General features: G+C 56.8%; 11 protein-coding genes. 3 read left to right on the top strand and 8 right to left on the bottom strand.

Annotated elements, in window-relative coordinates; all coding sequences use genetic code 11:
• Window positions 1–2: 2 nt before the first annotated feature.
• On the top strand, window positions 3–1640 hold the full coding sequence (locus O4G22_RS07695) for a SpoIIE family protein phosphatase (RefSeq protein WP_094135753.1): 1638 nt from the start codon (window positions 3–5) through the stop codon (window positions 1638–1640).
• Window positions 1641–1793: 153 nt separating this feature from the next.
• Here the strand turns inward: O4G22_RS07695 and O4G22_RS07690 are convergent, their stop codons facing one another.
• The 5 genes from O4G22_RS07690 to O4G22_RS07670 all read right to left on the bottom strand — a co-directional run bounded on the left by O4G22_RS07690 (window position 1794) and on the right by O4G22_RS07670 (window position 8592).
• Window positions 1794–3044 carry an MFS transporter gene (locus O4G22_RS07690; protein WP_179218321.1) on the bottom strand — a complete coding sequence of 417 codons (1251 nt, stop codon included), beginning with the start codon at window positions 3042–3044 and terminating at the stop codon, window positions 1794–1796.
• Between the two features lie 76 nt (window positions 3045–3120).
• The gene (locus O4G22_RS07685; protein WP_306701441.1) at window positions 3121–5064 is read right to left on the bottom strand and encodes a M60 family metallopeptidase; all 1944 of its coding nucleotides are present in this window, start codon (window positions 5062–5064) and stop codon (window positions 3121–3123) included.
• Window positions 5065–5180: 116 nt separating this feature from the next.
• A complete protein-coding gene (locus O4G22_RS07680; protein ID WP_179218320.1) occupies window positions 5181–5918 on the bottom strand; it encodes an HAD family hydrolase in 738 nt (245 codons plus the stop codon).
• 128 nt (window positions 5919–6046) lie between these two features.
• Complete coding sequence (locus O4G22_RS07675; RefSeq protein ID WP_306701440.1) at window positions 6047–7483, bottom strand: OmpA family protein; 1437 nt, start codon at window positions 7481–7483, stop codon at window positions 6047–6049.
• Window positions 7480–8592 (bottom strand): hypothetical protein, encoded by a 1113-nt coding sequence (locus O4G22_RS07670; RefSeq protein ID WP_295977987.1) that lies wholly within the window; start codon window positions 8590–8592, stop codon window positions 7480–7482. Before O4G22_RS07670 ends, O4G22_RS07675 begins: the two co-directional genes overlap by 4 nt.
• Before the next feature lie 253 nt (window positions 8593–8845).
• On the opposite strand from O4G22_RS07670, the gene O4G22_RS07665 reads away from it, so the two are divergent.
• Together O4G22_RS07665 and O4G22_RS07660 are read left to right on the top strand one after the other, a co-directional pair.
• Window positions 8846–10240, top strand: a complete 1395-nt coding sequence (locus tag O4G22_RS07665) for an LptF/LptG family permease (RefSeq protein WP_094135740.1) — start codon at window positions 8846–8848, stop codon at window positions 10238–10240.
• Window positions 10227–10922 carry an HAD family hydrolase gene (locus O4G22_RS07660; RefSeq protein ID WP_297667718.1) on the top strand — a complete coding sequence of 232 codons (696 nt, stop codon included), beginning with the start codon at window positions 10227–10229 and terminating at the stop codon, window positions 10920–10922. The genes O4G22_RS07665 and O4G22_RS07660 overlap by 14 nt, the downstream gene beginning before the upstream one ends.
• A 413-nt stretch (window positions 10923–11335) precedes the next feature.
• On the opposite strand, the gene fabD is transcribed toward O4G22_RS07660, so the two are convergent.
• From fabD to O4G22_RS07645, 3 genes are all read right to left on the bottom strand, one after another.
• Window positions 11336–12262 carry an ACP S-malonyltransferase gene (fabD, locus tag O4G22_RS07655; protein WP_094135734.1) on the bottom strand — a complete coding sequence of 309 codons (927 nt, stop codon included), beginning with the start codon at window positions 12260–12262 and terminating at the stop codon, window positions 11336–11338.
• Between the two features lie 144 nt (window positions 12263–12406).
• Entirely contained in the window at window positions 12407–12817 is a 411-nt protein-coding gene (gene rplQ / locus O4G22_RS07650; RefSeq protein ID WP_012420542.1) for a 50S ribosomal protein L17, read from the bottom strand.
• Window positions 12818–12853: 36 nt separating this feature from the next.
• On the bottom strand, window positions 12854–13978 hold the full coding sequence (locus O4G22_RS07645) for a DNA-directed RNA polymerase subunit alpha (RefSeq protein WP_094135878.1): 1125 nt from the start codon (window positions 13976–13978) through the stop codon (window positions 12854–12856).
• Between the last annotated feature and the right edge of the window lie 5 nt (window positions 13979–13983).

Raw genomic sequence — 13983 nt, 5'->3', positions numbered from 1 at the left:
AAATGCCGTCCTCACGCAACAGACATTCCGCCCAGAGAGTTTTTACCTGGGACAAAATCAAGATGGCCCTGGCGGCGGCGGAAGAAGGATTCTACATCTGGAATATTAAAACGGGCGTCATCCATTACACGGACCGCTGCCTGACCATGATGGGGGCCAGCCGCAAGGAGAAAGCTCCCAATATTTTCACCCAGCCGGAGCTTACCATACATGAGGAAGACCAGGCCTTTTTTTCCCAGGAGGTGCGCCGTTACCTGGATGGCCACACTCATGTGCCCATGCGCATTGAAATCCGGATGAAGAAGCTGAACTCCAAAAGCTGGAGCTGGGTTCGCGTCAACGGCCTCGCCCGCAGGGACAAGCAGCGCCGGCCCGTTATGCTGGTGGGCGTATGGGTTAATATAACCCGGCGGAAAACGGCGGAACTGCGCGCTGCGGAGGACAGGGACCTGTTTCATACCCTGATTGAACACATTCCCGACAGCATCTATTTCAAGAACCGGGAATCACGTTTCGTCCTGGCGAATACCGCCACAGCCAATAAGCTGGGCGTACCGACGCCGGCAGACCTGACCGGACGAACGGACGATTATTTTTTTGACCAGACGATGTCCGATATTTCCCGCAAGGAGGAAATAGACATCATGGTTACCGGACGCCCCATCCGCGCCCGCCTTCATCATGAAACATGGCTGCACAAGGATGATTCCTGGAGCCAGAACAGCAAGTTTCCGTGGTATGGACGCAACGGAGAGCTAAAGGGAATTGTGGGTATTTCCAGCGATGTCACCAAACTGGTGAAGACAGAAATCAAGGCCACGGAAACGGCCCGCATTCTGGAGGAACGCAACAGAACTCTGGAAAAGGAGATAGATTTGGCCAGGGAAATCCAGTTCGCCCTGCTTCCCTACGAGATTCCCTCCCGCTCCCATACGGAACACGGCCTGACCCGCCATGCGGATTTTCACCATATTTTCACTCCTTCGGAAGGGGTTGCAGGGGACTGGTTCGATGCTTTTCCCGTAGGCAATTCCGGCGTTGGCGCCATCGTTTGCGACGTGATGGGCCACGGCATCCGCGCCGCCCTGATCGCCTCCATGCTCCGCGGCCTGATGGAACAGTTGTCCCATCTGGCGGATAATCCGGCGGCTTTCCTTACTTCCCTCAACCACCAGCTCGCCAAAATCCTGCAACGGGCGAACACCACCATGTTCGCCTCCGCCGTTTATATTTACCTGGATCTGGAAACCGGGGTCATGACAGCCTCCACAGCCGGTCATCCGCATCCCATCATTCTGGGTCCGGACGGGGTCGCCCGCAAAATGCCGTTGCCCAGAGGAATCGCCCTGGGACTGCTGGATGACGCCACATACCATAATGCCCAGTTTTCGCTTCTGGCGGGGTCCCGCATCCTGATGTACACGGACGGTCTGACAGAAGCCGCCAACCAGGATGGGGAAGAAATGGGCGTAGAAAGGCTGATTGACTATTTCAACAATTCCTCCCCTCACAGCACCAAGGATTTCGTTCATCAGGCCCTTACCTGCGTAGCCAAATTCACCGGCTGCACCAATCAAGCCGACGATATCTGCATGCTGGGCATCAGCTATTCCGAACACGAAGCAAAAACGGACAGCTAACAACCGGCGCCTGACGTTTCTGTAACCTGCTTCCTCTTCCCTCATCCGGCCGCATTCCGGAATTTCCACGGGAAAAAGCCTCCCATGCGCCCCCTTTCCCCGCAGAATGCGGACCAGCGTTTTTCCTCCCCTGCCGCAAATGGAGAAAAGGCGTTATGTCGCCTCCGGACAATCATCCGGAGAAAATTTGAAATGGCGCCAAAATGGAACGCTCAACATCCAAATGGAAAACAAGGCTTCCAGCCCACCCGCCAGGACAATCGTCGTCTGGACACCCCAGGCATCCACCACAGCCCCCCAGCCCATGGCCGCCAGCGGCTGCACTCCGATGGTGACGATGCTGAACAACCCCAGAATAGCCGACTTGCGTTCCGGGGGAGACAAAAGCTGCACGGCAGATGAAGAAGTAACGAAGAGGGAAGAAGTGGCCAGCCCGGCAAAAAAGAAACAGAGGGCCTGCACTTCCACCACCGGGATGACGCCGGCCACGCACAGCGCGCATCCCATCCACAGGGTACCTGAGGAAAGTTTGGCCCCCACCCTGTCGCTTTTGCGAGCAAACGGCAGGACAAAGAGGATGCTCGCCATGGCCCCGGCTCCGACCGCTCCCAGAATGAGGCCGGTATGCCTGGGATTTCCATGCATCAATGCCGGAACAATCTGATAGAGGGATTGCCCGCAGATATTCTGAATCAGAGCGCTGATCATGATAAAGAGCAGGCTGCGCGTGGCAAGCACCGCCTTGAGGCCGGATGCTTTCCTTCCTGCGCCGCGCTGCTTTCTGGGAGCGGAGGTATCCGCTACGCGTCCCTTTAAGGCAACCAGGCAGCCAACCAGCGGAAGACTTGCCGCCACGTTGCCGCCAAAGGCGGTTCCGGCGCCCCATTCCGCAATGATGTAGCCGGCAAGCGCCGGCCCTATGGCCCGGCACGTATTAAACACCAGAGAATACATGCCCACGGCCTCCTGTAATTGCCGGCGCGGTATCAGGTCGCCCACAAAAGCCTGCTGCGTGGGAAAACCCACCGTCTGATTGACGCCCATCACCAGCCCGGCGGCGTACAGGTGCCACAACTGAAGCATATCCAGCACAGTCAACAAAAACAGGGCTGCCGCCACCAGCCACTGGACACACTGCACGGCTATGAGAAGTTTTCTCCGGTCAAAACGGTCCCCCAGCCCGGCCAGCAGCATGCCGCCCAGAAAGAAAGGGAGGGCGTTCAAAGCTGCCAACAGCCCCACTGCCGTGGCGGAGCCGCCGGAAATATCATACACAAGAATGCCCATGGCCGTCACCTGCAACCACATTCCAATCAAGGCGGAGGCCTGCCCCGACCAGAATATTTGCAGGTTCCGCACCTGAAGGGGCTTGAAGAAGCCCAGCCAATCATTCAGCCATCTCATCAGCTCCGCCATCCTAGCCCCAGCCGGCGGAACCGTCCAGAAACGAGTGCGGCAACGTCCCTGTTCCGGGATCTTCTTATTCCTCTGCGGTATAACAGGCCGGATAATCCCTGGAAGGCAGCCAGACGGGAAGGTCTTTCATCCTGCCTGCGGCGCGTTCGGAAACCGGCGTACGCCACACCTTAAAGAAAGGCCCCATGTTCTTTCCCGTGACCCTGGAAAAAGCGTTCATGACCCATTCCCATTTCTTTTCATCGCTCAGCTCACCGTTGTCGTACGGCTTGTCATGGAATTGAAGAGCCACCTGGCGGAAGGCGTCAAATCCCAGATGGTACATCAGCTCCACCCAGAAGAAGAGCTGCACCTTGTTGGGCGCCTCATTGTAAGTCTGGGTGCCAGAAAAATATTTTTTCATTTCCGCGCTCATGCCGTACGGCCCCATGCCGCCGCCCCAGCAGGATTCAAAGTCTTTTCCAGTCCCCATCACTTCACACACCATGGAGAATATGTTGACGGATACCTCCGTCTGGCCTTCCATCGTGAAGGGAGGGGATTGATGGTTATGCCCCAGTTCATGCCACAAGCCCCAGCTTCCGGAATGGATGATGGAACCGGCGGCGATGGAATTCGTCCAGTCCTTCGTAGCCATGGCGGGATAACCGGAATGCCCGGCCCCGGCGGATATCTGCCTGTCCACGACAAAACGCATCGGATGATGCAGACGGTCCGGCTTGGTATCCCAGCCCATAATCCAGTCCTGAAGAGCCATGTTTTTTTGCAGAAACTCCGCCGTCTTCTGAACCTCCGGACACTGTTTCAGCTGTTCCACGGGCATCGTGACAATAAGCCGGGGCATGCGTATTTCCCCCCACGGAGCCTTGGTATTTTCCAGTTGTTCGGCCCATTGTTCCGGAGTGGTCTTCCCCATTACGAACAGGGGTGACGGCACGGCTCCGGAAATCTGGACCTTGAAGACCTTCCCCCGTCTGGGACGCTGGCCTACATTCACATAAACAAGGCCGCCCATCGGATTCACCATTTTCACGCGCCCCCGGCCAGCCGAAACCTGCATGGTTATTTCCGGCACTCTTTTCCATTCATCCAGCTTATGAAGGCTGTCCGTATGGCATCCTATGCGGACGCTGATCGAACCGTCTTTGGGAGCGCCGGACAGGGAACACGAAATTTCCGCCCCGGGCGGCGCATACAGCCCCGTACTATGCCAGCCCCCAATATTGGAATCTATCTCCACCGTCCTCCTGACCGTCTGGGCTCCATCCTCCGGGACGCCGGGAAAATCCTTCGCCGCCGGGCACGCCTTCAGCGAGGCAAGCTTGGCGTCCTTCCATTCCCTGCATTTTTCCAGAAGCGCCTGCATGCGCCCGGCGTCTTTCCCTTTTTCCCACGGAGAGGAACCCGTGGGAAATTCCTCCATTCCCTCCATTTTCTCCGCCTTGTCCCAGGACCATGTTTCCAGCGGCTTATCTTTCTCCGCCTGGATTTCATCCCTGCAAGGAATCGAATAAACGGAAACATCCGGCATCCGGTTTTTCACGGGTTGAGGAAAACGTCCTTCCGGTTCCGGCTCTTCCTCCGCAGGAATATCTTCCTCCTGTCTGCGGGCCTCTTCCTCACGTTCGCGCCGTTCCAGCTCCTCCCTCCTCTTTTTTTCCCGTTCTTCGCGTTCGGCCTGCTCCTGATGTTTCCGGGCCGCTTCCGCAGCCTGCCGCGCTTTCTCTTCCTGCGCTTCCCCATAAGCCTTCTGGGCCGCCAGCCGTTCCTTTTCCTTCCTCTCCCTGATTTCCCGTTCCCGTTTTATCCGCTGTTTTTCCGCGGCTTCCCTGGCCTTCTTCTCCTTTAATTTACGCTCAGCGGTCAATTCCTGGGCTGCTTTTCTTTTTGCCAGGTTATCCTGGTAAAGATAATATCCGGCGCCGGCGCCGCAAACCAGCAGCACCACTAAAAACCAGCCTACGGCGGAACCTCTGGAAATGCTACGGGAAAAAGATGGAGTGTTCATGCAATCGGGAGTGGAAACGAATCTTTCTCATTTCCGCATTGCAGGCATTCCCTGTCAATACGATTCTTCCTCTTCCGGGAGCGCCCTGATGAAAGAAACATGTTGAAAGCCGGTTTTCAAATATCCTCCCGCGGAACCACCGCCTTCATCCCGAAATAGGGAAACACACCATGCGCCAGTCCGTCCAGAACGCCCCGGGTGCGCGGTTCCGGGCTAATGTACCCATGGCCGCGGGCAACCATATCCTTCACTTCCTGCGCCGCATTGGAAGGGCAGCACCGGAATGCCTCCGGCAAGTGCCGCATGGCGTCCAGATCATTGTGCCCGTCGCCGAAAATGGCGATATGGGCGGACGGAACGCCGAACCGGGAGGCAACAAAGGAAAGGGATGTTCCCTTATTGTAATCACGATGGCTGAAACGCAGGTAGGGGCCTGCCCTTTGCGTGACAATTTCCTTATACGGACCAACCGCATTCTGAATAACGCAGGAAACTTCATCCAGGCCGCAGGCATCATTCACCACCAGGGAAAAGGCGTCATTGTCCTGCCTGCGGAGTCCCAGCCCGGAAAACCGGCCTTCCAGCTGGTTCATCAATGATTCCAGGACGCCGCCGTAACGGGTGAACAAGTCGTCATGAGCAACTGCGCAGGCATCATTCCACATAACACCGGGCATCAGCCTGCCTTCCGCATCCGCCAGGTGCACATTCCGTTCCATCGTCACCGTAAAATCCGGAGCAAACGCTTCCGCATTATCCCGGAACATATCCGCCAGACCTTCTCTCAGATAAACAGGGTCGCGCCCCGTATTAACACCCCAGAGTACGCCGTACTGCGCGCGGAGCACGCGCATGGTTCTGAAAAAAATGCTCCTTTCTTCCGCAGGGCCGCCAGGAGTGAACAGAGTATCGTCAAAATCAAAGGAGAAAAGATACCGGAGCCGTCCGGGTTTCGGCAGCGCCCGGACCGGCAGAAAACGCATCAAATCCATCTCCGTCCGGCCCCTCCCTTCACTAAGCCGCGGCTCCCCGCACGCACGACGGGTTCGGCCAGCGGGATATCATCCTCTACCGGCTCTGCCGAAGGGATGCGTTCTTCCACAGGCTCTGCCGAAGGAATCGTTTCCGGAATGGGTTCCGCCTCAGGAATTATTTCCTGCCGCGGCACAGGATTTTCCCGGCGTTCCGGAGCTGCAGGAGATGGCCGCACGGCGGGAGGCGCTTTCCTTTCCGCCGGGGAAGCGGGGATTCCGGCGCGGGAACCCGCGCCGGCCCGCACCTGGCGGGCGACAGGGGTGTTCATATCCACCGCATGCGTGAGGGGCAGGCTCCCGGCGGGTATTTCCTCTCCCGGCTTGCGCATGTGGATTTCCACCCTCCGGTTGGCGGCCTGGGCATCCCGGTCCCCCCTGATGGATACGACGGGACGGGAAGCGCCGCAAGCGCGTATGTACAACCTGCATTCACCATTCGGGCGCGTCAGGGCTATGCCGTTATCCTTCAGCCATTGGCGGACGGCATTAGCGCGCATCAGGGAAAGCACGGCATTATATTCCTCGGAACCAAAGCTGTCCGTATGACCTTCCACAATGAAAATCGTATCCGGATTTTTCATCATCAGCCCCGCAAGCTGAAGCATGCTCAGCCGGGCGGAATTTTTCATCACCGCCTTGTTGTACTCAAAAAGAAGATCCGCTCCCAGCCTGCTGTACCCGCTGTCCTTGCCCAAGGAGGACTGGGCCATGAGCTGGGAAAGAGATTTGCTCCCATCCGGCAAATGGGAATCATCCTGCCCGCCCGCCCCTTTGAGCTTATTGTTATACCATTCATCCGGATTCACCATGTCCGGTTCCACCGTCTTGATTGTAACCGGACTGGCGGAAGCTTTCAGCATCTCAGGCGGGGAAGGTTCGGGCAACCCCTTCGCGACGGCTTTCATGTCCACCTGCGGCATTTTCGGAGCCAGGGATTCCGGGGGGGAAGGGCTCACCGGATCCGCGGAAAAGCTGGTTTCCCCCGGAGCAATCACCACCTGTTCCGGAAGCATATCCTCTAAATCCGGCAATTCCGGGGGAATCTCCTCAAGTTGCTCGATATCCGGTTTTTCAACGGCTTCCGCCACATCCGGAGCGGGACGGTCGTCCGCCTTCAGAACTATTTTTTCAGGCAGAGGCTTTCTGTCCTCCTGGACAGCGGGGGCTTTGTGCACATGAATGCCCAGGTCAAACCAGCTCAGAATGATAAACCCCAGGTAATGCACCAGCACGGCGGCAAGGAGAGCCCCTACCGCCACAGCGGCCAGATGTCGCGGCGCGGGCAGAATAAAACGGCTGCGCCTGCGGCGGTTTTCGCGAAGTTCTCGGTTGTTGTCCTGGTTCGCACTCACGGGATCATCGGCAAAAGGAAAGGAACAGTTCATGAACCGGAAGGAGCGGTACCCGTAACAGGCGCACTGTAAGACTCATGGGGCAACACCCTGGGCATGGGCATGCGCGTATTCTCATGAATCCATTCCGCAATGCCAGCCTGCAGCTCGTCATCCCCCGCATAAACGTTGACCTTATAGACCTTTTCAAATTTTTCCCCCTTCTTTCCTTCAATGGAATGCAGGAAAGTCCGTTCCCGGGTGCCATACGGTTCCCCTTCCCGGATGGATTCATAAAGCTGTTTTTTCTCATTCTTCAGGGAATCGTAAATGCTCAGGCAATCTTCCAGCGTGGAGAAAAAGTATTGGTTCGTACAAACCACCATGACCGGATAATCCAATTTCAGGGCGTCATCCACGGGGGCCACGTCAAACGTGCTGAAACCCGCACGCCAATCCACCCCGGCATCCAGCAGCCAGTAAGCGGCATAGCACAGAGGCTTGCCCCAATCCTGCTCCATCTCCCGGACAGCCACGGTTTTCAGGGAAGGAAAACAGTCCATGCTGACCATGCAGCGGATGCGGGGATCTTCAGACGCGGCTTTCAGCAGCACGGCCGCGCCAAATCCCTGCCCCACGGCGGCCACGGGGGGCAATCCGCCCTGCTTCCTGGATACGGCGTCCAGAAGCGCCGTTACATCCGCATATTCCCTTAATCCGTACGTGCAGAATTTACGGGTATTGTTCTTTCCGCGCGGATTCCATATCAGGCTCGTATAACCGGCTCCGGCCAGCCCTTCCGCCAGAGGCAGGGAACTTTCCACCCCCTCGTTCCAGGAGGAGGCTATCACAACCAGCTCCGGTTTCGCCTCCAGATGCGGCATTTTCCCGCGCAGTTTCAGAGTATCCCGCACACGGCTCTGTCGCGGGGACAGAGCCTCCGGACGGCCCGGTCGCACCAGATAACCTTCAACAGCCGTGCCATCGGCTGAAACGGCTTCCACCGGTTCCATCACCAGGGAATCTGCGACAGGCGAAGAAACGGGTTCCTCCCCTCCCACGGGAATGAGCAGGGGAGTGGAAACGTACCACGCAAACCACGCCAGAACGCCCACAGCAGCCAGAAAAAGCAGAAGAAACAATTGAACAAGACGTTTGAACATGGAAAGACTGTTGCCGGGAAACAGTTGTCAGAAAGATTTTACCTCATCCAGTTTACGTTGACAACAGTCAACTTCTATCACGCGGAACATCTCCCGCATGACTTTCCGTCCCTCAAGAAGCGGAACCGTATACTGAGATTCACGCATCAAACACGGATACGCGCTTCCGGCAGCCCCTGATCCCTGTCCGGCGGCCAAATAACGCTTTATTTCCCGCTCCCGATCTGGCATTCTTGCCCTACCCTCTCTTTTCATGGCAATCCAGGCCCGACATTTCCGCCAATGGTCCGCGTTTCTCCTCCTGCTTGCGCTGGGAGGAACGGCGGCCTGGTTCCTGATGCCCCGGGAATGGTCCCAGATGCAATGGGAAATTCCCGGTACGCCGTCCGAATATCCCCTCTCCCAGCTCCTGCGGCCCTGGCTCATCCTTCTGGGTTGCTTTCTCCCCGCGCTGGGGATGTTCCTGTACAACCGTTCGAGCATCCTGGACAAGTATGTGGCGCGCACCTGGTTCACGGCTTTCACCATGTGCACGGCCATCCTGACGCTGATTTACATTATCGGAGATTTTGCGGACAATGTGGGCGATCTGATGAACCTGGACTCCCCCCTCACGGGCACGTTTCGCTTCTATCTGAGCCAATTGCCCATGATCCTGAACCTGATTCTGCCTTATACCCTTCTCCTAGGTACGCTATGGGCGCTTACCAAGCTTTCCTCATCCTCAGAAATCACCGGCATGCTGCAATCCGGACGGTCCCTGCTCCGAATCAACTCCCCCATCATCATCGGCGCCGTCTTTGCCTCCATCTACTTCGGCATTTTCGGGTTTCACTGGGCGCCCAACTCCGCCCTGTACAGGAAACTGATGTTCTCCTCCCTGAGCCAGAACAAAAACAACCATGCTTCCCAGAGCTCCATTTACAAAAATGATGCGGAATCCCGCATCTGGTATCTGGGCAATCCTCCCGGAATTGATTCCCCCGGCGATCCTTTCCGTCAGGTGCGGGTGGAACAGTTCAGCGCCCCCGGAAAGATGAAGTACGAGCTGTTTGCCGATGAAGCCACCTGGAATCCGGTCTCCAGAACATGGACCTTCCGACAGGCCATCAAAAGAAATTATTCCCAGGAGGAACCCCGCCAGCTTCATGATGTTCCCGTTTTTGCCGGGCAGGAATACCAAACGCTGACAGAACGTTACCCCGAAACGCCCTGGCAGCTGATCTCTCCCAACGTCCGCGTGGATACACAGGGAACTCCGGCTCTCCAGGAACTCATCAAGTCCGGAACGACAAACGCCAGGTATCTCAGAAGCCTGCAAACGGAATGGCACGTCAGGATAGCCCGCATATTTTCCTGCATCATCCTGACATTTATTGCCATTCCCTCCGCCATCACGTTCCAGAGGCGCTCCGCCATGTCCGGCATCGGCATTGCGCTGTTCCTGGCGGCAGCCATGCTGTTCCTGTATGAGTTTTTCCCCACCCTGGCCTCCGCAGGCTACCTCCCCACCTGGCTGGGAGCATGGATGCCCAACATCATTTACACCATCATCGCCATCCGCCTTTTTCAAACCAAGCTGGCCCACAGAAGCTTCTCGGAAATATTGAGAAGCTTGAAAAAGACTCCCGTCCATGACCCCTCCTGATCATTTTGCCGGTTCCCGGGAAGCCGTTCTAAAAGCCCGCGCACTGCTCCGGCAAGCACACGCCGTTATTTTTGATTTTGACGGATTGCTGGTGGATACGGAATATGCCATTTATTCCTCCTGGGAACGGGTTTTCGCGTCCTGCGGCCACCCTCTTCCCCTGGACTTGTTCAACCAGTGCCTGGGCAGCGGCTACACCCACTGGAACCCCGGAGAACATCTGGAGAAATTGACGGGGCGCACTTTCGACTGGGAAACCGTCAACAGCCGCCGCCAGGAGGAAATTGTCCGGGATCTGGAACACGCCGGCCTCCTGCCCGGCGCCGGAGAACTCATCCGGAACCTGGCGGAAGCGGGAACGCCTATGGGCGTGGCCTCCAGCTCTTCCCACCGCTGGGTGGACGACTGGCTGAACAGGTTGGGCATCATATCCTGTTTTCAAACCGTCGTGTGCCGCGACGACGGCCTCCCCGTCAAACCGGATCCGGCCCTGTTCCTGAAAGCCGCGGAAAACCTGGGCAAATCTCCGGCCGAATGCCTGGTGCTGGAAGACTCCCAGAACGGCACTACAGCCGCATACCGCGCAGGAATGCCAGTCATCTCCGTTCCAAACAGGGTGACGGCGCAGGCGGATTTTTCCCTGGCGACCAGTATCATCCGCTCTCTGAAGGAACTTCTTTAGAAATCAGGAATTTTTATTCCATAACGCCTTGTTTCTTGACGGAATTCCTTTCATGCCTAATGCAGGGAGAATGGCTTCCCGGCGTGCTTCATGATACCATTATCGCGTCAAAGACAAAATGGTGGGGCCTATTTCCCCGGCGGATATCCAAGCCCCACACCTTTTTCTATGTGAAAACTCTGTTCGTGCCCGCCATTGCGTTTTTCATGGGGAAAAATGCTGATGTCCATGCCCTTTCTCACCGGTGGCGTCAAGGAAATGCCCGCGCAGGAGCAGGAGCGCTGACACGGCGACAGGCATTTCTCCTGTTCCATGGGATATTTCTTATTTGGCAAAACCCCGCCATAACGCGCCAATAAAAAACCGCCGGCTCCGTAACGAGCCGGCGGCTTGACACCCCTTATTCAGGGAAATTATTTATTCAGCTCCGCAACAGCGGCTTCCAAACTGGGCACGTCTTCAATGGAAATGACCGTAGCCTCCTTGCAGATGCGAGCCATCATGCCGGCCAGCGTTTTGCCCGGCCCCAGTTCAATGAAAAGGCGGTGGCCCTGATCCACCAGCTTCTGCATGGAAGCCGTCCAGCGCACGGATCCGCATACCTGGTGTTCCAGCATGCTGCGGATGTCATCCGGACCTTCTACTACCCGGGCTTCATAATTGCAGTAAACAGGCATGGACGGCGTACCGAAGGAAATATTCTTGAGCTCTTCCGCCAGCTTTACCATCGCGCTGTGCATCAAACGGGAATGGTAGGCGCCCGCCACATTGAGCTTCTTGGCAATCTTGCAGCCGGCGGCCTTCGCCCCTGCTACAGCCTTGGCCACCCCTTCCTCCGTACCGGAAACGACTGTCTGGCCGGGGCAATTGAAATTGGCGACGTCCACGTCACATTCCTGCGCCAGCTTAATGACGTTTTCATCCGTGCCGCCGATCATGGCGGCCATGGTGCCTTTCGTGGCGTTGCATGCTTCCTCCATAAACGCGCCGCGCTTCTGGACAAGGCGGAGGCCTTCTTCAAAAGAATAGGTCCCGGCAGCGGCATGAGCCGTGAATTCCCCCAGGGAAAGGCCGGCGGCTGCCACGGGATTCAGGGAGGGAACGAGCTCCTTCAGGACGGCCAGGCAGGCCAGGCCATGAACGTAGAGGGCGGGCTGGCAGTTGCAGGTACGCGTCAGTTCTTCGCCGGGGCCTTCAAACATGATGGCGGAAAGGGATTCACCAAGCGCCTTGTCCGCCTGTTCAATCAGGGCTTTGGCGGCGGGATACTGGTCATACAAATCTTTGCCCATGCCTACTTTTTGGGCACCTTGTCCGGAAAACAATAATACTGCGTCCATAGTTAAAGTTGGATTATAACGTTCCGGCAGGAAAGAAGCAAGAGCGATATTATCACTATAACTCTCTTATTCCCAATAAAAAACCGCTCCGGCCTCATCAAAGGCCGGAGCGGGGGTATTAACAGGACGTTCCAGAAGCGCGGCTTAGGCGGTGGCTTCCGTGGTGGCGGGAGCTTCTTCCTTTTCGGCCGCCTCACGGGGCAGATCGATAATTTCGATCATGGCCACGAGAGCGGAATCAGTCAGACGCTGACCCAGCTTGACGATGCGGGTATAGCCGCCCTTGCGCTCCGCGCAGAGAGGCGCGATTTCATCAAACAGACGCTTAACGGCAGTCGTATTATGAATGGTGGCGGTGGCCAGGCGGCGGGAATGCACGTCACCGCGCTTGGCAAGAGTAATCAGCTTTTCCACATAGGGGCGCAGAGCCTTGGCCTTGGCCAGGGTGGTGGTGATGCGTCCGTTGAGGATAAGGCTGCATGCCTGGTTGGCGAGCAGAGCCCTGCGATGGGAAGCGTTGCGCTGAAGCTTGGAGGTTTTTACACCGTGTCTCATGATGATATTTTTCTATGTGTGTTGGTTTTGTGAGATTTAGTCGTCGTCGTCTTCGATGTTGGCGGCAATCAGGTCTGCCAGGCCCACAGGGCTTTCCTCTTCCAGACCCAGGCGCGGCTTGGCCTGCGGCACGGGGCCGGTAAGCAGGGAGGGATCCACCTGAACGCCCAGGGAAAGGCCCAGTTCCAGCAATTTGTCCTTGATTTCGTTGAGGGATTTTTTGCCGAAATTGCGATACTTGAGCATTTCGCTTTCGCTCTTCATGGCGAGCTGGCCAACGGTCGTGATGTTGGCATTGTTGAGGCAGTTGGCGGCGCGCACGGAAAGCTCGATTTCGTTGACGCTCATGTTGAGCAACTTGCGCAGGCGGGCCGTTTCTTCGTCCTGGACGGCGGAAGGAGCTTCTTCAAAGTTGACCTGCTTGTCGTCATAGTTGACGAAGACGTCCAGGTGATGGCGCAGAATGGCGGAAGCCTGGAGCATGGCGTCTGCGGGGGCGATGCGGCCGTCCGTCCAGACTTCAAGGATCAGCTTGTCGTAGTCAGTCATCTGTCCCACACGGGTATTCTGCACAGAATACTTCACGCGGGTAACAGGGGAGAAAATGGAGTCGATCGGAATCACGCCGATGGGCATATCCGGCACCTTGTTTTCATCGCCGGTGGAAAAACCGCGGCCCACGCGAACCTGGAATTCGCATTCAAACATGGTGTCCTGGTCCAGAGTGCAAATGATTTGATCGGGATTGACCACCTGGTAAACGGTATCGTCGGCAATATCGGCAGCAGTCACGACGCCCTGCTTATGCACGCGCAGAGAGAGCAGGCGCGGTTCCTTGCCGTTATGCTTGAATTTGACTTTTTTCAGGTTCAGCACGATTTCCGTCACGTCTTCCACCACACCGGGCAGGGAGGAAAATTCATGCTGCGCGCCGGCGATGCGGACGGAGGTAATGGCGGCGCCTTCAAGAGAACCCAGAAGAACGCGGCGCAGGGAGTTGCCAAGCGTATGGCCGTAACCGTTTTCAAACGGTTCCGCCACAAAGGTCAGATGATTCGCATCATTCGGATCTTCAATTTTTTCCAGACGGCTGGGAACCTCAAAACGGGCCAGCGTGGTAACGGCGGTTTCTTCTGCAGTAGTGGTTTCGTTTTCCGACATAATCA

The organism is Akkermansia muciniphila, from assembly GCF_030848305.1.
In the GTDB taxonomy this organism is placed as follows: Bacteria; Verrucomicrobiota; Verrucomicrobiia; order Verrucomicrobiales; family Akkermansiaceae; genus Akkermansia; species Akkermansia muciniphila_A.
The sequence above is the reverse complement of the archived record's forward strand: the minus strand, read 5'-3'. Positions and strand labels throughout refer to the sequence as shown.